This window comes from Microbacterium martis (assembly GCF_047246685.1).
Taxonomy (GTDB): domain Bacteria; phylum Actinomycetota; class Actinomycetes; order Actinomycetales; family Microbacteriaceae; genus Microbacterium.
In genome coordinates, this window is sequence record NZ_JBFOKT010000002.1 from 1,123,534 (window position 1) to 1,146,058 (window position 22,525).

The window sequence follows — 22,525 nt, forward strand, 5'->3', positions numbered from 1 at the left end:
GCCCCTGTGGCCCTTCGTCTAGGTTTCCGCCGGTCGTCTGGCGTGCCCCGCGGACCGGGACTAGCTTGAGCCGCGGTGCGGCAACGCAGCCGCTCCGAGATCATCGGGAGAAGCACATGGGTCGAACACCCCTCCGGATGGCAGCAGCCACCACCCTGGCCACGCTGTTCATCGCATCGACGGCAACCGCAGGCTACGCGAGCGTCGAGGAGGTGACGCATCCCGTGCCCGTCGGCGGCACGCCAGGGCACTACATCGTCGTGATGAAGTCCGACCCGCTCGCCAGCTACGAGGGCGACGTGAAGGGCCTCAAGGCGACCAAGCCCGCCGAGGGCGAACAGCTCGAGAGCCAGTCGCAGGACTCGCTGCGCTACGTCGAGCACCTCCAGGCCGAACAGGAAGACCTCGCGACCGAGGTCGGTGTCACGCCCGACACCACCTACCAGGTGGCGCTCAACGGCTTCAGCGCCGACCTCTCCGGCGAGCAGGTCGATCAGCTGCGCGCGTCGAAGGACGTGCTCGGCGTCTTCCCCGACGAGATCCGCCACCCCGACGCCCAGACCTCCACCGACTTCCTCGGGCTCGGCGACGACCGCAAGGGTCGCGACGGCGTCTGGGAGCAGACGGGTGGCGTCGACAAGGCGGGCGAGGGCGTCGTCGTCGGCGTCATCGACACGGGCATCGCGCCGGAGCATCCGTCGTTCGAGGGGAAGAAGCTCAAGAAGCAGAAGAAGCAGCAGAACCGCCAGAAGGGCGGCCAGCCGTACACCGACGGCACCTACGTCTACTTCGACAAGTCCGACGGCGGCCAGTTCCGCTCGGCGATGGTCGAGGGTCAGGACTGGGACAAGGGCGACTACTCGTCGAAGCTGATCGGCGGGCGCTACTTCTACGCCGGTGCCGAGGCGGCCGACTTCGACTTCCAGTACGACTACCTGTCGCCGCGCGACGGCGATGGCCACGGCTCGCACACGGCGAGCACCGCCGCCGGGAACTTCGGGGTGAAGGCGTCGATCGAGAACGTGAAGTTCGGCACCGTCTCGGGGGTCGCGCCCGGTGCCAAGATCGCCGCCTACAAGGCCTGCTACGTCGGACCCGACGTCACCGTCACGACCGACGACATCTGCGCGCTGAGCGATCTGGTCGCAGCGATCGACCAGGCCGTCGCCGACGGCGTCGACGTGATCAACTACTCGATCGGCGGAGGGGCGGCGTCGACCGTCATGTCGCCGGAAGACCTCGCGTTCCTCAACGCGGCCGCGGCGGGCGTCTTCGTCGCCGTCAGTGCCGGCAACGACGGCCCCGATCCGTCGACGGCCGACCATGCGTCGCCGTGGTACACGACCGTGGCCGCCTCCACCATCCCGACGTGGGAGGGGACCGTTCAGTTCCCGGGCTTCGCGCAGGCGGGCGCCTCGGTGAGCGTGCCCTTCGGCAAGACGGTCACCGGACCGTCGATCTACGCAGGGGATGCGGCGGCGGCGGGCGCCGAGGGCGCCGAGCTGTGCCTCCCGGGCACGCTCGATCCGGCGAAGATCGCCGGGCACATCGTCGTCTGCGACCGCGGGAACAACGCCAGAGCCGAGAAATCGCAGGTGGTGAAGGATGCCGGTGGCATCGGCATGGTCCTGGTGAACGTGCCCGGCGGTGCCGACTCGCTCGACAACGACTTCCACGTCGTGCCGACCGTGCACCTCGCGGCGGCGCACCGGGCCGCCGTGCTGGCCTACGTGCAGAGCGGAGTGGACAAGCCCATCACCCTCGTCGGCGAGAACACCACGGGGGTCACGACGCCGACGCCGCAGATCGCCGGCTTCTCGAGCCGCGGTCCCATGCTGGCCGACGGCAGCGACGTCATGAAGCCGGATGTGTCGGCGCCCGGAGTCGCGATCCTCGCGGCGACCCACAACGCCCCGGGCGAGAAGCCGACCTTCGGCATCCTCTCCGGCACGTCGATGGCGTCACCGCACGTCGCCGGCCTCGCCGCGCTCTATCTCGGTGAGCGTCCGCGGGCGACGCCCGCCGAGATCAAGTCGGCGATGATGACCACCGCGTACGACACCCTTCTCGCCGACGGCTCGCCCAACACGAATCCGTTCGAGCAGGGTGCCGGACACGTCGATCCGCGCCGGTTCTTCTCACCCGGACTGCTGTACCTCAGCGGGGTGAAGGACTGGGCCGCGTTCCTCGACGGCAAGGGGCTCTCCGACTTCCCCGGCATCGAGCCCATCGACGGCAGCGACCTCAACCAGGCATCGATCTCGATCGGGTCCCTGGCGAGTGCGCAGACCGTCACGCGATCGGTGACGTCGACCGAGAAGGGCGTGTTCACGGCATCCGCCTCGGTCCCCGGCGTGAACGTCAAGGTGTCGCCGGCGCAGCTGACCTTCGACAAGCCGGGACAGACCAAGACCTTCACGGTCACGTTCGACAACGCGAGCGCGCCCGTCGAGCAGTGGGCGACGGGTTCGCTCACCTGGACGAGCAAGAAGAACACCGTGCGCTCGCCGATCGCCGTGTTCCCCGTGACGGCGGATGCTCCGGCAGAGGTCACCGGCACCGGCGCCGACGGCAGCACCACCGTCGAGATCACTCCCGGTCTGAACGGTCCGCTGCCGCTCGCGCTGTCGGGTCTCACCCCCTTCGAACTGCTCACCGACGCCGACAACCCGGTCGAGGGGCATTCGGGAGACGAGACCTCCGGCGATGCGAACAAGAACGTGTCGTGGTTCGTCGAGGTGCCCGAGGGCACGACCCTCTCCCGCTTCGACCTCGACTCGTCCGACGACGAGGGCAGCGATCTCGACCTCACGGTGTACCACGTGGTGAGCGCCGACGACCTGCGGTACTACGACCGCTGGCAGTCGGCGACCGGTTCGGCAGACGAGCAGGTAACGATCCCGGCACCCGCCGCCGGCACCTACATGGTGGTCGCGAACGTGTACTCGACGTCGGGCCCGATGACGTGGGACATGACCTACGCCAACGTGCAGCCGGGCGGGGAGGGGGCGCTCACCGCGACGCCGAACCCCATCGCCGGGGTCAAGGGGAAGAAGACGGGCTACGAGCTCGGCTGGAGCGGCCTCACCGCGGGAACCCGCTATCTCGGCCTCGTCCAGTACGGGGCGTCGACGGTCCGCACGGTGCTCACGGTCGACGTGCCCGAGGCGGAGGCCCCCGAGACGGAGGCTCCTGAGACGGAGGCCCCGGAGACGGAGGCCCCGCCGACGGAGGCCCCGCCGACGGAAGCGCCGCCGACGGAGGCGCCGCCGACGGAAGCGCCGCCGACGGAGGCCCCGCCGACGCAAGCGCCGCCGACGGAGGCCCCGCCGACGGAGCAGCCCGAGTAGTCGACGGTTTCGTCTCGCTTCGCTCGTTGAGCGAGCGGAGCGAGACGAAACCCCCGCTCGTCGCGTGAGAGACGCCGCTCGTCGCAGCATCCGCTCGTCCGCCCCCGGGTCTCGCGTGCCGCTCCCTACCGTGGGGGAACGCAACGTCGCGTATCCCGAGGAGACCCCCATGACCGCACCGGGCAGCACCGAACCCGCCATCGTCACCGACCCGAAACTCCCGCCCACCGCTCTCAGCACCGAGCACCACGAGAAGGCGAACCGCTGGACCCTGCCGAAGATCCTCCTGTGGGCGGCCATCGCCCTGCTGGGGGCCGTCGCCTGGACGATGCTCGCCATCGTCCGCGGCGAGACCGTCAACGCGATCTGGTTCGTGTTCGCCGCGGTCTGCACCTACCTGATCGGCTACCGCTTCTACTCGAAGGTGATCGAGCGCTACATCACCCGCCCCGACGACCGCCGGGCCACCCCGGCCGAGGTCAAGCAGGACGGCAAGGACTACGTTCCCACCGACCGCCGGGTGCTCTACGGTCACCACTTCGCGGCCATCGCCGGCGCCGGTCCGCTGGTCGGTCCCGTGCTCGCCGCGCAGATGGGCTACCTCCCCGGCACGATCTGGATCATCGTCGGCGTCGTGCTCGCCGGCGCCGTGCAGGACTACACCGTGCTCTTCTTCTCGATGCGCCGCGGCGGCCGCACCATCGGCCAGATGGCCCGCCAGGAGCTCGGGAAGATCGGCGGCACCGCCGCGATCGTCGCATCGCTGCTCATCATGCTGATCATCGTCGCGATCCTCGCGCTCGTCGTCGTCAATGCGCTCGGCGAGAGCCCCTGGGGCGTCTTCTCGGTCGCGATGACCATCCCGATCGCCCTCTTCATGGGCGTGTACCTGCGATTCCTGCGCCCGGGCAAGGTCACCGAGGTCTCGATCATCGGCTTCGTGCTGCTCATGGCCGCGATCATCGCCGGTGGCTGGGTCGCCGGCACCGAGTGGGGCCAGGCGATCTTCCACCTCGACCGCACCACGATCGCCTGGGGCATCATCATCTACGGCTTCATCGCCGCGGTGCTCCCCGTCTGGCTGCTGCTCGCCCCGCGCGACTACCTGTCGACCTTCATGAAGATCGGCGTGATCGTCATGCTCGCCGGAGCGATCGTGCTCGTGCGTCCGGAGATCTCGGTCCCCGCCGTCAGCATCTTCGGCGAGAACGGCATGGGTCCGGTGTTCGCCGGGCCCCTCTTCCCCTTCCTGTTCGTGACGATCGCCTGCGGCGCCCTGTCGGGGTTCCATGCGCTGATCGCCTCGGGCACCACTCCGAAGCTCGTCGAGAAGGAACGCCAGACCCGTTTCATCGGCTACGGCGGCATGCTCATGGAGTCGTTCGTCGCGATCATGGCGCTCGTCGCCGCGATCTCGATCGATCAGGGCATCTACTTCGCGATGAACGCGCCGTCGGCGGCGACCGGCGGCACCGTCGAGGGAGCCGTCGCCTTCGTGAACTCCCTGGGCCTGACGGGGGTGAACCTCACTCCCGACATGCTCACGGGCACCGCGGCGGCCGTCGGCGAGGAGTCGATCGTGTCGCGCACCGGCGGCGCCCCGACGCTCGCGCTCGGCCTCGCGCACATCATGCAGCAGGCCCTCGGCGGGCAGGCGCTCATGGCGTTCTGGTACCACTTCGCGATCATGTTCGAGGCGCTGTTCATCCTCACGGCGGTGGATGCCGGAACCCGCGTCGCCCGCTTCATGCTGCAGGACTCGATCGGCGCCTGGTTCCCCAGGTTCCGCGACGTCTCGTGGCGTCCGGGCGTGTGGATCTGCACCGCGATCATGGTGGCGGGGTGGGGAGCGATCCTCATCCTCGGCGTCTCGGATCCGCTCGGCGGCATCAACACGTTCTTCCCGCTGTTCGGCATCGCGAACCAGCTGCTCGCCGCGATCGCGCTCGCCGTGGTGCTCGCCATCGTCGCGAAGCGCGGGCGGTCGTACGTCAAGTGGCTCTGGATCATCGGCCTGCCGCTCGCGTTCACGGCGGTCGTGACGATCACGGCGTCGATGTACAAGATCTTCTCGCCGGTGCCGGCGGTGGGGTACTGGGCGAACCACTTCCGCTATCTCGAGGCGCTGAACTCGGGCGACGACACGCTCGGCGCGCCGGAGGTGCTGCAGGCGGTCATCCGCAACACGGCCGTGCAGGGAACGCTGTCGATCATCTTCGTCGTGCTGGCGATCGTCGTCATCGTCATGGCGGTCGTCGCGACAGTGAAGGCGATCCGCAACGGCGGCGGCGAGAACACCGAAGACGCTCCGGTGGCCTCGCGGCGCTTCGCGCCCGCCGGGTTCCTGCCGAACGCCGCCGAGCGCGAGCTCGAGAAGCAGTGGGAGCCGATCCTGGCCGACGACCGCAGGGCCTCGGGCCACTGAGGCGGCGACCATGACGGACAGGACGGATGCCGCGGCCCCCGGCCCCCTGCGCACGCTCGCCTGCGCGGTGGGGCGGGCCGGCCGCGGCATCCGCTGGTACATGACGACGCTGATGGGCGACACCGCCTACGCGACGTACGTCGCGCATCACCGGCGCGAGCATCCGGGCGACGAGCCGCTGACCGAGCGCCAGTTCTGGCGGAAGAAGATGGACGATCAGGACCGCAATCCCGGTGCCCGCTGCTGCTGACCCTTCGACAGGCTCAGGGACCCACCACTGGGTGGCGCACGGACCCACCACTGGGTCGCTGACCCTTCGACAGGCTCAGGGACCCACCACTGAGTCGCTGACCCTTCGACAGGCTCAGGGACCCACCACTGGGTCGCTGACCCTTCGACAGGCTCAGGGACCCACCACTGGGTGGCGCAGGGACCCACCACTGGGTCGCTGACCCTTCGACAGGCTCAGGGACCCACCACTGGGTCGCGCACCCTTCGACAGGCTCAGGGACCCACCACTGGGTCGCTGAGCCTGTCGAAGCGTCGCAGCCCACTCCCTAGGCTGAACCCATGAACGACGTCGTCCTGGCCGCGATCCTCGGAGCGCTCGGCGGCATCGTCCTCACCGTCCTCCTGCTGCTCGCGCGTCGGCTGGCGCGCCGCACCCCCGATCTCGGCAGCGACGCGGAGCAGGCCGCCCTCCGCGCGCTTCACCAGGCGAGTCTGGCCGCTCCGCATCTGCGCGCCGGCCTCTCGGCGACCGACGTGGTGCGAGCCGCGCGGCATCTGCGCGTCCTGCTCGGCAGTGCCGCCGTTGCCATCGTCGCGGCCGACGACACCGTCTCCTTCGACGGACCGTCCGATGGACTGGGGGCCGCGGCGACGCGCATCGCCGGCCAGGTGCGGGCATCCGGTCGTCGCCAGATCTTTCCCGCCGCCAACCGCGACGATCACCTCGAGGCCGTCGGCGCGCCGATCGTGGTCGACGGACGGATCGAGGGGGTCGTCGTCGCCTTCTCGGCACCCGTGCGTGCGTCGCTGGTGCGCGCCGCGGAGGAGGTGGCCGACTGGTGCGCCGCCCAGGTCGAACTCGGTGGTCTCGACGCCTCTCGCACGCAGCTGGCCGAAGCCGAGCTGCGGTCGCTCCGCGCCCAGATCTCTCCGCACTTCATCTACAACGCGCTGACCGCGATCGCGTCGTTCATCCTCACCGATCCCGCCCGTGCCAGGGAGCTGGTGCTCGAGTTCGCCGACTTCACGCGGTACTCGTTCCGACGGCAGGGCGAGTTCACGACGCTGGCCGACGAGCTCGGCAGCATCCACTCCTATCTCGAGCTCGAGCGGGCGCGCTTCGGCGACCGCCTGCGCGTCACGCTGCAGATCGCTCCCGAGACGCTGTCGACCGTGATCCCGTTCCTGTCGGTGCAGCCCCTGGTCGAGAACGCGGTGCGGCACGGCCTCGAACCGGGGGAGGGTGGCGGCGAGATCCGCATCCTGTCGCGCGACGGCGGCACGCACACCGAGATCGCGGTCGAAGACGACGGAGTCGGCATGGATCCCGAACAGCTGCGCGCGACGCTGACGGCCGCCGATGACGGGCTCCATGTCGGGCTCCGCAACGTCGACACCCGCCTGCGTCAGCTCTACGGCGCCGAGGGCGGACTGGTCGTCGAGACGAACACGGGCGCGGGTACCCTGGTGCGCATGCGGGTGCCCAAGTCGCAGCCGCTGCACGACCCCGACGACGAGTGAGGTGCGCGCATGATCGACGTGCTCGTCGCCGACGACGAGAAGCCCGCGATGGACGAACTCGTCCATCTGCTGCGCACCGACGACCGCATCGACGACATCCTCACCGCCGCGACCGGCGCCGACGCGCTGCGCCTGCTGTCGGAGCGCACGGCGCGCATCGCGTTCCTCGACATCCATATGCCCGGACTCTCGGGCACCGAACTCGCCCGGGCGCTGTCCGGTCTCGCCCGACCTCCGGCCGTGGTCTTCGTCACGGCCGACGAAGCGCGCGCGGTCGAGGCGTTCGAGCTGCGCGCCGCGGACTATCTGCTCAAGCCGGTGCGGGTCGAGCGGCTGCGGCAGGCCGTCGACCGCGTTCTCGAGCTCGACGACCCGGTGACGACCGGCGAAGACGAGGTCCTCGCGGTGACCGTCGGGTCGACCGTGCGGTTCGTGCGGCGCAGCGACGTGCGCTGGGTGCGGGCGCAGGGCGACTACTCCCGTCTGCACACCGGCGACGGGGCCGGGCACCTGGTGCGCATCCCGATCTCCGAGTTGGAGGAGCGGTGGGCGGATGCCGGATTCCTCCGCATCCACCGCTCCTCTCTGGTGCAGGTCGCGGCGGTCACCGAGGCGCGCCTGTCGGGGGCGGAGCCGTCGGTGTCGATCGGAGAGATCTCCCTTCCGGTCAGCCGGCGTCTCGTGTCGACCGTCCGCGAGGCGCTCGTCCGCCGCGAGGTCTCCGGGTGAGCGAGTCGCCCCGACGGGTGCGGGTGACCGCCGATCTGCCCGCTCGACGGCCGTCGGCGCTCACGCGGGGCATCGCGCTTCCCGGTTCGCCGGTGGACGAGGCGGATGCCGTTTATGCGCGCGCGCTCATGCGCAGTCAGCTGCGCCTCGCGCTCGGCACCGTCGCGGGCTTCGTGATCGTCGTGGTCGCTCTGACGCTCGCCATCGCTCTGATCCCGCAGATCGGCGAGGTGATGCTGTGGGGCGTGCCGCTGTCGTGGCTGCTGCAGGCCTACGCGTTCTATCCGATCATCCTCGTGTTCGCGCTGCTCTATGCGGGCACGGCGGCGCGCAACGAGCGCCGCTACCGCGCGCTGCGGGATCGCGAATGAATGCGGTGATGGACCTCGTGGGCGTCGTCCTCGTCATCGTGGCGACGCTGCTCATCGGCGTGTACGGGCTGCGGGTGTCGCGCACCACCGGTGACTTCTTCGTCGCCTCGCGCACGGTGCGTCCGGTCTGGAACGCGTCGGCGATCAGCGGCGAGTACCTCTCTGCGGGAACGTTCCTCGGCCTCGCGGGACTCGTGCTGCTCGACGGTGCGCGGGGTTTCTGGTTCCCGATCGGCTACGCCGCCGGATACCTGCTCGTGCTCGCCTTCGTCGCCGCCCCGCTCCGGCGCAGCGGCGCCTACACGATCCCGGACTTCATCGAGGCGCGTCTGGAATCGCTCGCCGCTCGTCGGGTCACCAGCATCGCGGTGCTCGTCATCGGTTGGCTCTATATCGTGCCGCAGCTGCACGGCGCGGGCATCACGCTGCTCGTGGTGGCCGGCGTTCCCGAGTGGGTGGGTGCCGTGACGGTCGCGGTGCTCGTCGCCGCCGCGGTGGCCGCCGGGGGCATGCGCGCCATCACCTACGTGCAGGCGTTCCAGTACTGGCTGAAGCTGACCGCTCTCCTCGTCCCGGTGGTCTGCATCGCGTTCGCGCTCGGCGGCGGTCCGCACGACGTCGACCCGGCGCGGGTGTTCCCCGCCGAGGCGGGCCCATCGGGGTTCGACGCCTACGCGACGGCATCCCTCCTGCTCGCCCTGCTGCTCGGGACGATGGGACTCCCTCATGTGCTGGTGCGGTTCTACACGAGCCCGACCGGGGTGTCGGCGCGGCGGACGACCGTGATCGTCATCGCGATGGTGAGCGCGTTCTATGCGGTGTCGAGCACGATGGGGCTGCTCGCGCGCATAGAGGCGCCCGACCTCGCGGCACCGGGCGTCGCCGACACGGTCGTGCTGCTTCTTCCCTCGCGGGTGTTCCCCGGCGTGTTCGGCGAGCTGCTCACGGCGCTGATCGTGGCGGGCGCGTTCGCGGCGTTCCTCGCCACCTCCGCGGGGCTCGTCGTCTCGCTCGCGGGGGTGATCAGCCAGGACGTCTTCTCGGGCTCCGTGCGGTCGTTCCGCTTGTCGGCCGTGCTGTGCGCGCTGGTGCCTCTCGCGGTGGCGCTGCTCACCGCCCCGGCTGGCCTCGGCTCGAGCGTGGGCGTCGTGTTCGTGGTAGCTGCATCGACCCTGTCGCCGGTCGTGCTGCTCGGCGTGTGGTGGCGAAGGCTCACCGCACGAGGAGCCGTCGCAGGGATGCTGTCGGGCGGCCTCTCGGCGGGGCTCGCGCTGCTCGTGCACGCGGCGATCGGCGGAGAGGGAATCGCCGCCCCGTACCTCGCGCAACCGGCGGCGTGGACGATCCCGCTGGCGACGGCGGTCACCGTCGTCGTGTCGCTGCTCGACCCGCGGGGGCCGTCGCCGCGAACGGCGCGCTTCCTCGCGCGGGTGCACTCGCCCGAGCGGAGCTGAGCCGCCCTCGGCCGATATACCGGAAGAGGGCGCCGCTCTAGGCGTGAACTCTTACAATCCCTCGGAATGGAATTATCACACTTATTCGAGTCGTTCGTACTCCGTGATTGGCTACACGGGTCGAGGAAGGGGGGTCCATATTGCGCACTAGTCAGGGATGCAATGGCGTTACAGTCGGTTACTCGCCTCTGGGTGAGTTCGCTGGAAGCATTGTGGTGGTCGTCGTCCCGAACATTGATTCGGACGAATGGGGTTGGTTCCGCTGCTGGACGCCACATCGGTACGCCCTTAGCGTCGAGGAGAATGACATTCCGCGCGACCATTGCATTCTTGTTCGTGACTCATTGGTTGGATCATCGACTGGATCGAATGTCGCCGCCATAGTCGGAGAACTCTATAACGGCGACTATGCCGAACTGGTGCATGGTCCGCGCGAAGGCCGCTCTTCAACTCTCTCGGCGCGCACCGCCGACGGCCCCAGTGTGGACGCCGGCGCAGTCGCTATGGCAATGCAGCTTCCGCTACTACAAGCAATGGCACGGGTGGAGCGACTGGATGGCGCGCTTGTGCAGGCTCTCCGTAACGCGGAGGCCGCAGGTTCCAACGATAAGGCGATAAAGGCTCTGCTCGCGTACTGCCAAAGAACAGTGAACCGGCAAGACATTACTATGTCGCCAGATGCCGCCGTCCGCTGGTGGTTCGCGTCATTGGCGGTCAGCATGGACGAGGCGCCGGCGGAGTTCCGCTCATCACACCTGCGCGACGCGCGCCGTATGCTGAGCGCGATACTCGATCGCAATTCGATCTGGGTATCCGGCGATTGGTCGGAGCGTCTGTGCGAAACCGCTCGCCTTGCCGTGCTGCGCCTGACCGAACTAAATGCGCTCTAACGCCAAGGTGGGTGATGCAGCAGGGGTCGGTGTCGTATTCGTCGACGTACGGGTATGACGCGGCGGGCCGGTTGGTGTCCGCGAAGATCCCGGGCACGAGCTGACGTATGCGTTCGCGGGGTCTGGTGGTTGCGGGCCGAACACGTCTGCGGGGGCCTCCGGGAACCGGACGGGGTTGACGGATGTGTGGACGGCGCCGGGGCAGGCGCCGGTGACGACGTCGACGGCGTACTGCTACGACTGGGCCGACCGGCTCCTCTCTTCCACGGTGACGGGGGCGATCCCAGGGGCGTCGAGCGTGACCGACGGGGTCGCGGCATCCGAGATCGTGTACGACGCCCGGGGCAACACGACCCGCCTCGGGGATATGCAGTTCAGCTATGACGCGGCGGATCGGCATGTGGGAACCACGTACGACGACGGCACCACCGTGACCATTCTCCGGGATGCGTCGGGGCGGATTGTGTCCCGCACGACCGACCCTGCGGGGTCTGCTCCAGCATCCACGGTGAAGTACCTATTCGCGGCGGGCGGGGACGCGGCGTGGGGGCAGACCACCGGCGCCGACCTCACCCGCAGTGTCGGTCTGCCAGGCGGGGTGTCCTGGACGAACCAAGCGGGCACCGTCACGTGGTCCTTCCCCGGGATCGGTGGCCACGGGCTCATCACCCGCACCGGTGGCACGAACGGCGCTCTCCTCCTGTGGGACCCGTTCGGGCAACCCGTCGACCCGACCACGTTCGCGATCGGGACTGCGGCGGCGGATGACACGAACCAGATCGCCGGGAACACACTCTGGCACCAGGGCGCGTTGAAACCGGCAGAATCCGCTGGGTCGACGCTCGTGGTCGAGATGGGTGCACGGTTGTATGTCCCCGCCCTCGGACGCTTCCTCCAAGTCGACCCGATCGAGGGTGGTGTCGACAATGACTACGTCTGGCCACCAGACCCCATCAACTCCGCCGACCTCTCGGGCGAGTTCGACTGGCTACTCGCGCTCGACGTCGTCTCTACCGCCATCATGTTCATCCCTGCAGTGGGGACGGCGGCCGGACTCGTGATCAAGGCGGCTGTCGTGGCTACAAGGTTGATCACGACAGCTGTCCGTGCAACTACGGTCGCGCGTAAACTCACTTCTGTTGCAAACGTCGCGCGCACAGCGATGCAGAGAAATAACATACTTCGCATAGGCAAGCCGCCATCCGGTGGTGCTTTTCGGGTTTCGATCGGGGCGCAGCAACGACACTGGGCCAAGATGCCAAACTGGCGGCAGCGCGTTCAGCCGCTGCACGCGCATTTTGAAAGATCTAGGGGCGGAATAACCCGTAACCGCACCGGATCAACTATTTGGAAGTACGGTGATTGGAAATGATTCGATCGAACCCGGAAGTTGCGGTGCTGCTTGACACGCTCGCACCGCGTATCCCTGGTATCGAATCGACTACGGAACTCGATCAATCCTCCGCGAGTCTACGGCTAGAGGCGAACGCGGCCAATCGATTTGCTTCTATCTCTCGTACGGGGATGACGCTGTATTCCTTGGTTCTCGATAACGAGTATGGTATGTCCTGGATCGATGAGGACCGTTCACTCGAAGAAGAGGAGGAACTCCTTCGAAGACTTGTCGAGATCGGGACTCGGTATGTTTCAGGCGGGGGGCAAGTGAAGCGAACCCGTTTTCTGAGGCGCCCGTTTATGGCCATAAGCATGCCGGATGAAACGGTTGAGATCCACGCCCGAAGGCACGAGTGAGATAGCCCTCGAGTTTGACGCGCTTTGCGGTCTCGGATTCACCGGGATGGTAGTCGGCAATGTCATCGGAGTTCTAGCGGGTCCCGTCGGGGGCACGCTAGCGGGCGGCATATTTGGGACACTCACAGGAAGCGTTATGTTCTTGACATCTATGCCTGGGGCCGCGAAACGGCCGGAAATTGATTGGTGAGGTGGGTGAGCCTATGGACCGACTTGTGCACGCGTCGTACGGACCGACAACGACGCTCGCCCGTAACGTAGCGACGACCATAGCGGCTCTCGCAGGAGGCGTTTTCCTGATCGTGCCAACGTTGCAAGGCGTTGCGATATCGAGTGTCGTGCTCTTCGCGGTCGGGGGCGCGGCTTTTCTCGCGACCTTCGTCTTCAACGCGTTTCGTTGGCGATCCTACTTTGCCCGCGCTGCCAGGGATTCGCGAGACCGTCGCGCGACAGGGTTCTTCGTCTTCATCCAAGGGGAATCGAATGGGCCGGAAGGTCGGGCCGTTGAGCACATCGGGCCGGGTTGGGCGCTACTTCTTGACAACCGCATTGAGCTGCACTTCCATAAGTCAGCCTCGGCGTTAGGGGGTTCCGTCCACCGGAGAGACGTCGTGTCCGAGTCGGTACGAGAGGTCTCTGTGAGAGAAACCACGAGCACGTCCTACGGGGGGCCAGCCATCGTGCTCGAGTCGGGAGAGGAGCTGTCGTTTACTTCTGCCCCGGGAACCGGATCTGGCCTGCGGGGCCCGACGGATGCGGAGATCATCGATATCGTGACCAAGATCCGGTTGGCTTTGGGTCGATGACCCGCCGACGGCGGTGTTAGCGAGACACTGCCGTGCACGCGCTGACGGTCGCGCTTACGTTGCTGCATCCCGTCGTTTGACCCCGCATCCGGTCGGGTGATGCAGGTCTCGACGACTCCGGCGGGTGGGGTGGCGTCGGTGACGGCGTACTCGTACGACGCGGACGGGAAGGTGTTGACGGTCACGGTCGACGGCACGCAGCTCGCGGGGGTGACGCATGACGCGTTGCAGCGGTTGGCGCAGGTGGCGTATCCGGAGGGGTCGGCGCTGAGTCAGGTGGGGCGTGATCAGGCGCAGCGGGTGGTGTCGCAGGAGTGGTCGGTGGGCGGGCAGATCGTGTCTGACAGTGTGGCGCGGTCGCAGTCGGGCCGGATCGTGCAGCAGACGTCCGCGTCCGGGTCGGTGTCGTATTCGTCGACGTACGGGTATGACGCGGGTGGCCGGTTGGTGACGGCGAAGATCCCGGGGCATGTGTTGTCGTATGCGTTCGGTTCGTCGGGCGGGTGTGGCCCGAACACGTCGGCCGGGGCCTCTGGCAACCGGACCGGGCTCACAGACGTGTGGACCGCGCCCGGGCAGGCGGCGGTGACGACGTCGACGGCGTATTGCTACGACTGGGCCGACCGGCTGTTGTCTTCCACGGTGACCGGGGCGATTCCGGGGGGGTCGAGCGTGACCGACGGGGTTGCGGCATCCGAGATCGTGTACGACGCCCGGGGCAACACGACCCGTCTCGGGGATATGCAGTTCGTGTATGACGCGGCGGATCGGCATGTGGGGACCACGTACGACGACGGCACGACCGTGACCATCCTCCGGGACGCGACAGGGCGGATCGTGGCCCGCACCACCGACCCCGCCGGTGCCGCTCCGGCATCCACGACGCGGTATCTGTTCGCGGCGGGTGGGGATGCCGCGTGGGGGCAGACCACCGGCACCGACCTCACCCGCAGTGTCGGACTTCCCGGTGGGGTGTCGTGGACGAACCAGGCTGGCACGGTGACCTGGTCGTTCCCCGGACTCGGCGGCCACGGACTCATCACCCGTGCAAACGGCATGAATGGGGCCCTGCTCCTGTGGGATCCGTTCGGGCAACCGGTCGACCCGACGACGTTCGCGATCGGCACTGCGGCGGCGGATGACACGAACCAGGTCGCCGGGAACACCCTCTGGCACCAAGGCGCACTCAAACCCGCCGAATCCGCCGGGTCGACGCTCGTGGTCGAGATGGGAGCACGGCTGTATGTCCCCGCCCTCGGCCGCTTCCTGCAGGTCGACCCGATCGAGGGTGGCGGAGCGAACGACTACTCCTGGCCCACAGACCCCATCAACGGACACGACCTCACCGGAAAGAAGTGGTGGAGCCCTTGGGCGGGCGGCTCGCAGGGCGGCAATTACTTGTCCTCACCACGCATGCCTGGGAACATGCAGCGGTACACGACGCCGATGGGCATCTACACTTGGCGCAGGATGACTCCGGTAGTCGCGCCAAGGGCGTCGCTGCAATCCAGGCCTCCGGTACGTCAACCCGTGCTCTCTTCTAGGCCGGCGGGGATACCAACAAATTGGGGTGTCAAGCCCGCACGGAAGGGCCCGGGTATCACCTACTACGACATCAGAAATCCGGGGAACAGCGTACGCGTTATGGAAGGGAATCCGAATAGTCCATATGTGCATTCGAGAAGTCCATACGTTCGCTGGCAGAAAAACGGTCAGGCGTTGGATGCTTTTTGGAAACCCGTAGACAAGTTTTCACCCGAGGCTCACATCCCCTACTCGACATTCTCATTCTTGCCGGAGGTCTTCCAATGAGTTATCTTTCTCATCGAGACGTAGTTTATTCGCTCGCCGAGATGGCTAGCTCATTGTTTCAGAGTCGAGTATGGCTTGAGGTTGGGTCTCCCTGGCAGTCAAGTTACGTCGAGTGCATTACGAGGCTGTTTGATGACAGCGGACTGCATGACGCGTTGGGCGAATCCTCGATATACGGAGACGAGATTGACTCGCTTCTTGAAGAGATCGATAATTTGACTGATCAAATCGACTTCAGTTCTCCTCAGTCGGAGATAGTTGCAGATCACAGGTTTATCCGGTGCTCGCGAATTGCTGCAGACATCCTGCCTTTCGTGATGTTGCATTCGCAGCAGTAGTATCTGATCAAGATGGATCTGTAACGGCCCCTGATGACCCGCAAGTCTCTTCGTCGACGGGCGGGGTCGATGGACTACGCGATATGGCCGCGGCGCTGAACCACTGGATCGGAGTCGAGCTGGGACCACGGCGGGCTCGCAGGCGGCAAGATCCCGAGAGAGGTTGCTTTGGTTGACGCGCTCGCCGTGGACCGCGCCCTGTGCACCGCTGGCCCATAAGCAGGCTACCTTCGGGCCAACTTCCTGGCTAACATGTATGGCATGCAGACCGTCCCTCTGAGCGAAGCGAAGGATCAGCTGTCGAAGCTGGTCGATCAGGTCGAGCGTGAACACGAGAGCATCGAGATCACCCGATACGGCCACACGGCCGCTGTGCTGGTGAGCAAGGACTCGTTGGAGTCCCTCTACGAGACGCTGTTCTGGCTGTCCCAGCCCGAGAGCCGTGAGAGCGTCGAAAGTGCTCGACGCCAGGACGAGCGCGGTGACCTTCGTAGCGCTGCCGAAACCATGAAACGCTACGGGGTTCGTGACCGGTGACCTGGGTCACATCGTTCGCCGATTCTGCATGGAGGGATCTCGATCAGCTCCCGCCGAAGATCGCGCAGGCGATCGTCGAGTTCGCGGTCTTCACGTTGCCTCATAACCCACTGCGGATGTGCAAGCCGTTGCAGGCGGAGTTCGAGGGGCTGCGATCGGCACGACGAGGCGACTATCGGGTGCTGTTCTACCTCGCTGAGACCGACCGACTCGTCGTCGTGCGTGCACGACACCGTGAGCACGCCTACAGGCCGCCAGCACCGACCGTGAACTGAGCTGAATGAACGGGCCCGACATCAGGCGCGTGTCGCGGAGCTACCGGTGGTTCGGCATGGGAACGAGGAGTCCCGACGTGAGACGGCCGAGCATCGAGTGCTCTGGGACATAGAAGCGCAGCTCGAGAGCAAATTGCCAGTGCTGTTCGCCCCGAACTGTTCGGCGCTGCTCGACGACGCCCACGGCGTACCTCGAGGGCAAGGGCCTCGCCGACTGGGTGAGCGCCTGCGTCAGATCCTGCGGCCGCGAGGCATGAGCCGCACGTCGGGCAGCGGCGGCGCCGGGATGCGCACGTCATGCCCCTCGACCGATCCGAAGCGGTCGGATGCCGCCTCCCAGTCCTCTCGCGCCTCGACGATCTCCTCGTGCGTGCGACCGGCGAAGTTCCACCACATGACGATCTCGCTCTCGAACGGCTCGCCGCCGACGAGGAACAGCAACGCGCCGTTCGCGCTCGACACCTCGACAGCATCCCGTTCGTCGCCGAGATAGAGCATGTCGTTGCGCTCCAGCGGATGCTGCGCCACCACCGCATCGCCCTCGACGAGCATGAGCGCGTGCTCCCACTCCGGGTGCAGCGGCAGGCGCACGCGGGCTCCGGCGGGCAGCACGATCTCGGCGCCCACGATGGGTGTGTGCACAGTGGCCGGAGAGGTGATGCCGGCGAACTCGCCCAGCACGACCGTGGCCGCGGCATCCGCTCCGTCGAGGGAGGGCAGCCGAACACCGGGAAGCTCGGTGTGCTGCTCGAAGCCGGCGGCGCCGCGGCGAGCGGAGTCAGGCAGCACGACCCAGAACTGCAGCGCGTCGAGCGGCACCAGACCGTCTCCGATCGAATACTCCGAATGCGAGATGCCGTCGCCGGCGGTCATCAGGTTGAGCTGCCCGCGGCGCAGGTCGACGTCGCTGCCGAGCGAGTCGCGGTGCCGGATCTCGCCGACGAGCGGCCAGGTCACGGTCTGCAGGCCGATGTGCGGATGCGGTTCCACCCGCATCTTCGTGTCGGCCGGACCGAACCGGTCGAGGAAGCACCACGCACCGATGGTCGGCAGATTGCGGTGCGGCAGCAGGCGCAGCACGTTCATGCCGCGCACGCCGCCGAGCGGAACGTCGCGCGGTTCCAGGACGATGCGGCGCTCGCCGATCATTCGGACGCCTGGGTCCCTGAGCCCTGCGCCTGGCTCCCTGAGCTCTGCCCTTGGGCCCCTGAGCCTGTCGAAGGGCGCGGCCATCGGATCTCGGCGCCCTCGATCTCGTGCGTCGTCAGGTACTTCGCGACGTAGGGGCAGAGCGGCACGATGGCGGATCCGGATGCCGCGGCATCCGTCAGGGCATCGTGGGCGAGCCGTCCGGCCAGGCCCTGCCCCTGGAACGCTTCGTCGATCTCGGTGTGGAGGAAGCGGATCGAGCCGGGCCGCTCGTCGAATGCGGCGAAGCCGGCGAGCACCCCGTCGGAGCGGATCTCGTACCGCGAGGAATCGTCGTTGCGGGTGACGGTGATGTCGGTCATGGGGCTCCTTCATGCGTCTGCATCCAATTTACGCCCGGATTCCCGCGGTCGTCGCGACTGGCCCTGTGCACAGACCCCCGCGCCGTGTCGGCGAGGGTCGTTACGCTGGAGGGATGCCGCAGACTCCCCGTGACCCGTACGAGGATCTGCCGTTCGCCGACGAGCCGCCCCGCGACGACTGGGAGGGCGGGTGGGAACCGGCCGAGCCGCCCGAGCCCCTCGACTGGGAGCCGCAGGGCGCCGGCTTCGAGCCGCCCCTCGACTGGGGTCCCGGGCCGACGACGCCCGTCTCGCCCAAGCCCTGGGTCCCTGAGCCCGTCGAAGGGCCCGCCGTCCGCAAGGCCACGCCCAGCCGCTTTCCGACCGCGATCGAAGCGCTGCAGACAGTGTTCGGCTACGACGACTTCCGCGGCGATCAAGCAGCCATCGTCGAGCAGGTCATCGGAGGCGGGGATGCCGTCGTGCTCATGCCGACCGGTGGCGGCAAGAGCATCACGTATCAGGTGCCTGCGCTCGTGCGCGAAGGGACGGGCCTCGTCATCAGCCCGCTCATCGCGCTCATGCACGATCAGGTCGACGCGCTGCGCGCGAACGGCGTCAAGGCCGCCTACCTCAACTCGACGCAGTCGATCGACGAGCGCCGCGAGGTCGAGCGCGCTTACGTGTCGGGCGAGCTCGATCTCATCTACGTCGCCCCCGAGCGCCTGTCGAGCCCCGCGACGACCGCGCTGCTGCAGCGCGGCACCCTCAGCGTCATCGCGATCGACGAGGCGCACTGCGTGTCGCAATGGGGCCACGACTTCCGCCCCGACTACCTCGCGCTCGGAGATCTGGGCGAGCGGTTCCCCGGCGTTCCGCGCATGGCGCTCACCGCCACCGCGACCCGCGCCACCCATAAAGAGCTCACCGAGCGGCTGCACCTCGACGCCGCGAAGCACTTCGTCGCGAGCTTCGACCGGCCCAACATCCAGTACCGCATCGTGCCGAAGGTCGATCCGCGCAAACAGCTGGTCGCCTTCATCCGCGAGCAGCCGCAGGAGGCGGTCGGCATCGTTTATGCGCTCAGCCGCAAGTCCGTCGAGCAGACCGCGACGTACCTCTCGGCGCAGGGAATCGACGCCCTGCCGTATCACGCGGGGCTGCCGCCCGAGGTCCGCGCGGCGAACCAGTCGCGGTTCCTCCGGGAAGACGGCGTCGTCATGGTCGCGACCATCGCGTTCGGCATGGGCATCGACAAGCCCGATGTGCGCTTCGTCGCACACATCGACCTGCCGAAGTCGGTCGAGGGCTACTACCAGGAGACCGGCCGCGCCGGACGCGACGGCGAGCCGTCGGTGGCGTGGATGGCATATGGCCTCGGCGACGTGGTGCAGCAGCGGCGCCTGATCGACCAGAGCCCCGGCGACCGCACCTTCAAGATGCGCATGGGGCAGCACCTCGACGCGATGCTCGCGCTCTGCGAGACCGTGGAGTGCCGCCGGAAGAACCTGCTGGGCTATTTCGGGCAATCCCTTCCGGAGGCTCGGTCCCTGAGCGAAAAGGGCGGAGCCGGGAGAGTCGAAGGGTGCGGCAACTGCGACACGTGCCTCGAGAAGGCCGAGACCTTCGACGGGCTGATCCCCGCGCAGAAGCTGCTCTCGACGATCGTGCGGCTCAAGCGCGAGCGCAACCAGGCGTTCGGTGCGGGCCACATCATCGACATCCTGCGCGGCGCGTCGACCGAGCGCATCCGTCAGCAGGGGCACGACAGGCTCGCCACCTACGGCATCGGCGCCGACCTCTCCGATCAGGACTGGCGCAGCGTGGTCCGACAGCTCCTCGCCCGCGGCATCCTGATCGCGCAGGGCGACTACGGCACCCTGGCGCCGGGCGAAGCCGCGGCGCCGGTGCTGCGCGGCGAGACGCCGGTGCCGCTCCGGAAGGACACGATCGGCCGACCCTCCGCCTCCGCCCGCGCCCGCAAAGCCGGCGCTGCCGATGCTCTGGATGCCGGCGACCGCGGCCTCTTCGAGGCGCTGCGCGCCTGGCGCGCCGAGACCGCGCGCGAGCAGGGGGTGCCGGCGTACATCGTGTTCGGCGACGCGACACTGCGGGCGCTGGCCGAGCACCGCCCGGCATCCCTCCACGATCTCGAGGGCATCACCGGCATCGGCGCCAAGAAGCGCGAGGCCTACGGCGAGGGTGTGCTCGCCGTCATCGCCGCCGCCTGACCCGGGCGCTTCGGGGGAGGGACTCCTGTCGCGAGCCGACAACGCCTGACAGCGACGCCCCGGCATCCGATTGGAGGATGCTCACAGCGCACTTCGTGCGTGTTTGTCGTACACCTACCATGGACACATCCCGACTTCTCCTTGGAGGAATGCTCATGGTCGACGCCGCCGTCCGCCCCTCGACGACCCCTCGCCCGCCGGTCGACGCGGAGTCCGCCCCGCAGATCGATGTCGCCCTCGTCACCGACGCCCTTCTTGGCACGTGGGCCGACACGCGACGCGAGGCACGCGAGATGATCAAGGACTCCGCGTTCTGGCGCAAAGACGAGCTCGGCAAGGACGAGCACCGCGAGCGCGTGCTGAGTCAGCTGCACCTGCTGGTCGAGAACAAGGCCGTGCACCGCGCCTTCCCGAAGTCGCTCGGCGGCGAAGAGAACAACGGCGCGAACATCGCCGGCTTCGAGGAGCTCGTGGTCGCCGACCCGAGCCTCCAGATCAAGTCGGGCGTGCAGTGGGGGCTGTTCGGCTCGGCGGTGCTGCAGCTGGGCACGCGGGAGCACCACGAGAAGTGGCTGCCCGGAATCATGAGCCTCGAGATCCCCGGGGCCTTCGCGATGACCGAGATCGGCCACGGCTCCGACGTCGCCGCGGTCGGCACCACCGCGACCTACGATCCCGAGACGGAGGAGTTCGTCATCCACACGCCGTTCCGCGCGGCGACGAAGGAGTACCTGGGCAACGCCGCGCTGCACGGCGTCGCGGCGACGGTGTTCGCACAGCTCATCACGAACGGCGTGAACCACGGCGTGCACTGCTTCTACGTGCCGCTGCGCGGCGATGACGGCGTCGACCTCCCCGGCATCGGGCGCGAGGACGACGGGCTCAAGGGCGGCCTGAACGGCATCGACAACGGCCGGCTGTCGTTCGACCACGTCCGCATCCCCCGCACGAACCTCCTGAACCGCTACGGCGATGTCGCGGCCGACGGCACCTATTCCAGTGCGATCGACAGCCCGGGCCGACGGTTCTTCACGATGCTCGGCACGCTGGTGCAGGGGCGGGTCTCGCTCGACGGCGCGGCGAGCTGGGCATCGGCTCTCGCCCTCAAGATCGCGATCACCTATGCGACCCAGCGTCGGCAGTTCGACGGCGCCGACGGCGACGAGGTCGTGCTCCTCGACTACGGCAAGCATCAGCGTCGCCTGCTGCCCCGGCTCGCGACCACCTACGCCCAGATCTTCGCGCACGACGAGTTCCTGCAGAAGTTCGACGGCGTCTTCTCCGGCCGGACCGACACCCCCGACGACCGCGAAGACCTCGAGACCCTCGCCGCGGCGCTCAAGCCGCTGTCCACGTGGCACGCGCTCGACACCCTGCAGGAGGCGCGCGAGGCCTGCGGCGGGGCGGGCTTCATGTTCGAGAACCGCCTCGTGGGCCTCCGCGCCGACCTCGACATCTACGTCACCTTCGAGGGCGACAACAACGTCCTCCTGCAGCTGGTCGGCAAACGCCTGCTCACCGACTACGCGGCGCAGTTCAAGGGCAAGGATGCCGCGGCCCTGGCGAAGTTCGCCGTCGGCATGACCGCCGGCAAGGTGTTCCACGGTGCAGGGCTCCGCCAGCTCGGCCAGTCGGTCTCCGACCTCGGGCAGGTCGCCCGCTCGGTCGAGCGCGGTCTGCGGGAGGAGCAGCAGCACGATCTGCTCGCCGGCCGCGTGCAGCAGATGGTCTCCGACATCGCCGGCCGACTGCGTCCGGGCGCGAAGGACAAGGCGCTGGGCGCGCGGCTGTTCAACGAGAACCAGGCCGAGCTCATCGAGGCGGCCCGTGCTCACGGCGAGCTGCTGCAGTGGGAGGCGTTCACCGACGCCGTGCACGGCATCACCGATGCCGACACCAAGCAGGTCCTCACCTGGCTGCGCGACCTCTTCGGCCTTCAGCTCATCGAGAAGCATCTCGCCTGGCACCTCATCAACGGCCGTCTCTCGAATCAGCGCGCCGCGGCCGTGTCGAGCTACATCGACCGCCTGTGCGCCCGACTGCGTCCGCATGCGCTCGATCTCGTCGACGCCTTCGGCTACGAGCCCGAGCACGTCAGGGCGCCGATCGCCAGCGGTGTCGAGAAGCAGCGGCAGGACGAGGCCCGCGCCTACTACGCCGCCCTCGAGGCCTCGGGCGAGGCGCCGGTGCGCGAGAAGAAGGTGAAGCGCGAACCGCTGGGCGACCTGAAGCAGTGCTGAGCACTCCGACCCCTCCGACCTCTCGATCGCGACCGGTTCTCAGGCCGGTGGGTTAGTGTCGCCTTCGCCCCCC

General features: G+C 67.8%; 16 protein-coding genes. 14 read left to right on the plus strand and 2 right to left on the minus strand.

Annotated features, from left to right (window positions below):
- The first annotated feature begins 137 nt into the window (after window positions 1–137).
- The 12 genes from AB3M90_RS13375 (at window position 138) to AB3M90_RS13430 (ending at window position 16,491) form a co-directional block, all read left to right on the plus strand.
- The gene (locus AB3M90_RS13375; protein ID WP_412952635.1) at window positions 138–3,350 is read left to right on the plus strand and encodes a S8 family serine peptidase; all 3,213 of its coding nucleotides are present in this window, start codon (window positions 138–140) and stop codon (window positions 3,348–3,350) included.
- A 169-nt stretch (window positions 3,351–3,519) separates the two neighbouring features.
- Window positions 3,520–5,775: a carbon starvation CstA family protein gene (locus AB3M90_RS13380; protein ID WP_412952636.1), complete on the plus strand. Its 2,256-nt coding sequence runs from the start codon at window positions 3,520–3,522 to the stop codon at window positions 5,773–5,775.
- 10 nt (window positions 5,776–5,785) lie between these two features.
- A complete protein-coding gene (locus tag AB3M90_RS13385; protein ID WP_412952637.1) occupies window positions 5,786–6,025 on the plus strand; it encodes a YbdD/YjiX family protein in 240 nt (79 codons plus the stop codon).
- 320 nt (window positions 6,026–6,345) lie between these two features.
- Window positions 6,346–7,527, plus strand: a complete 1,182-nt coding sequence (locus AB3M90_RS13390) for a sensor histidine kinase (RefSeq protein WP_412952638.1) — start codon at window positions 6,346–6,348, stop codon at window positions 7,525–7,527.
- Window positions 7,528–7,536: 9 nt separating this feature from the next.
- A complete protein-coding gene (locus AB3M90_RS13395) occupies window positions 7,537–8,256 on the plus strand; it encodes a LytR/AlgR family response regulator transcription factor (protein WP_412952639.1) in 720 nt (239 codons plus the stop codon).
- A complete protein-coding gene (locus AB3M90_RS13400; RefSeq protein ID WP_412952640.1) occupies window positions 8,253–8,627 on the plus strand; it encodes a heavy metal transporter in 375 nt (124 codons plus the stop codon). Before AB3M90_RS13395 ends, AB3M90_RS13400 begins: the two co-directional genes overlap by 4 nt.
- The gene (locus AB3M90_RS13405; protein ID WP_412952641.1) at window positions 8,624–10,081 is read left to right on the plus strand and encodes a sodium/solute symporter; all 1,458 of its coding nucleotides are present in this window, start codon (window positions 8,624–8,626) and stop codon (window positions 10,079–10,081) included. Before AB3M90_RS13400 ends, AB3M90_RS13405 begins: the two co-directional genes overlap by 4 nt.
- Before the next feature lie 215 nt (window positions 10,082–10,296).
- The gene (locus tag AB3M90_RS13410; protein ID WP_412952642.1) at window positions 10,297–10,971 is read left to right on the plus strand and encodes a hypothetical protein; all 675 of its coding nucleotides are present in this window, start codon (window positions 10,297–10,299) and stop codon (window positions 10,969–10,971) included.
- Between the two features lie 211 nt (window positions 10,972–11,182).
- The gene (locus AB3M90_RS13415) at window positions 11,183–12,343 is read left to right on the plus strand and encodes an RHS repeat-associated core domain-containing protein (RefSeq protein ID WP_412952643.1); all 1,161 of its coding nucleotides are present in this window, start codon (window positions 11,183–11,185) and stop codon (window positions 12,341–12,343) included.
- A 1,285-nt stretch (window positions 12,344–13,628) separates the two neighbouring features.
- Window positions 13,629–15,341: an RHS repeat-associated core domain-containing protein gene (locus AB3M90_RS13420; protein WP_412952644.1), complete on the plus strand. Its 1,713-nt coding sequence runs from the start codon at window positions 13,629–13,631 to the stop codon at window positions 15,339–15,341.
- 599 nt (window positions 15,342–15,940) lie between these two features.
- Window positions 15,941–16,216 carry a type II toxin-antitoxin system Phd/YefM family antitoxin gene (locus AB3M90_RS13425; RefSeq protein ID WP_412952645.1) on the plus strand — a complete coding sequence of 92 codons (276 nt, stop codon included), beginning with the start codon at window positions 15,941–15,943 and terminating at the stop codon, window positions 16,214–16,216.
- Complete coding sequence (locus tag AB3M90_RS13430) at window positions 16,213–16,491, plus strand: type II toxin-antitoxin system RelE family toxin (RefSeq protein ID WP_412952647.1); 279 nt, start codon at window positions 16,213–16,215, stop codon at window positions 16,489–16,491. Before AB3M90_RS13425 ends, AB3M90_RS13430 begins: the two co-directional genes overlap by 4 nt.
- Before the next feature lie 231 nt (window positions 16,492–16,722).
- Here the strand turns inward: AB3M90_RS13430 and AB3M90_RS13435 are convergent, their stop codons facing one another.
- Together AB3M90_RS13435 and AB3M90_RS13440 are read right to left on the minus strand one after the other, a co-directional pair.
- The gene (locus AB3M90_RS13435) at window positions 16,723–17,640 is read right to left on the minus strand and encodes a pirin family protein (RefSeq protein WP_412952648.1); all 918 of its coding nucleotides are present in this window, start codon (window positions 17,638–17,640) and stop codon (window positions 16,723–16,725) included.
- On the minus strand, window positions 17,637–18,002 hold the full coding sequence (locus tag AB3M90_RS13440; RefSeq protein WP_412952649.1) for a GNAT family N-acetyltransferase: 366 nt from the start codon (window positions 18,000–18,002) through the stop codon (window positions 17,637–17,639). Before AB3M90_RS13440 ends, AB3M90_RS13435 begins: the two co-directional genes overlap by 4 nt.
- Window positions 18,003–18,115: 113 nt before the next feature.
- Between AB3M90_RS13440 and recQ the strand changes: the two genes are divergently transcribed.
- Both recQ and AB3M90_RS13450 read left to right on the plus strand, forming a co-directional pair.
- Window positions 18,116–20,212 (plus strand): DNA helicase RecQ, encoded by a 2,097-nt coding sequence (recQ, locus tag AB3M90_RS13445; protein ID WP_412952650.1) that lies wholly within the window; start codon window positions 18,116–18,118, stop codon window positions 20,210–20,212.
- A 155-nt stretch (window positions 20,213–20,367) separates the two neighbouring features.
- Window positions 20,368–22,452, plus strand: a complete 2,085-nt coding sequence (locus tag AB3M90_RS13450) for an acyl-CoA dehydrogenase family protein (RefSeq protein ID WP_412952651.1) — start codon at window positions 20,368–20,370, stop codon at window positions 22,450–22,452.
- Window positions 22,453–22,525: the final 73 nt, after the last annotated feature.

Coding starts and splice junctions, on each gene's coding strand:
- AB3M90_RS13375 (WP_412952635.1), top strand. CDS start 138: ATGGCAGCAGCCACCACCCTGGCCACGCTGTTCATCGCATCGACGGCA.
- AB3M90_RS13380 (WP_412952636.1), top strand. CDS start 3,520: ATGACCGCACCGGGCAGCACCGAACCCGCCATCGTCACCGACCCGAAA.
- AB3M90_RS13385 (WP_412952637.1), top strand. CDS start 5,786: ATGACGGACAGGACGGATGCCGCGGCCCCCGGCCCCCTGCGCACGCTC.
- AB3M90_RS13390 (WP_412952638.1), top strand. CDS start 6,346: ATGAACGACGTCGTCCTGGCCGCGATCCTCGGAGCGCTCGGCGGCATC.
- AB3M90_RS13395 (WP_412952639.1), top strand. CDS start 7,537: ATGATCGACGTGCTCGTCGCCGACGACGAGAAGCCCGCGATGGACGAA.
- AB3M90_RS13405 (WP_412952641.1), top strand. CDS start 8,624: ATGAATGCGGTGATGGACCTCGTGGGCGTCGTCCTCGTCATCGTGGCG.
- AB3M90_RS13420 (WP_412952644.1), top strand. CDS start 13,629: ATGCAGGTCTCGACGACTCCGGCGGGTGGGGTGGCGTCGGTGACGGCG.
- AB3M90_RS13425 (WP_412952645.1), top strand. CDS start 15,941: ATGCAGACCGTCCCTCTGAGCGAAGCGAAGGATCAGCTGTCGAAGCTG.
- AB3M90_RS13435 (WP_412952648.1), bottom strand. CDS start 17,640: ATGATCGGCGAGCGCCGCATCGTCCTGGAACCGCGCGACGTTCCGCTC.
- AB3M90_RS13440 (WP_412952649.1), bottom strand. CDS start 18,002: ATGACCGACATCACCGTCACCCGCAACGACGATTCCTCGCGGTACGAG.
- recQ (WP_412952650.1), top strand. CDS start 18,116: ATGCCGCAGACTCCCCGTGACCCGTACGAGGATCTGCCGTTCGCCGAC.
- AB3M90_RS13450 (WP_412952651.1), top strand. CDS start 20,368: ATGGTCGACGCCGCCGTCCGCCCCTCGACGACCCCTCGCCCGCCGGTC.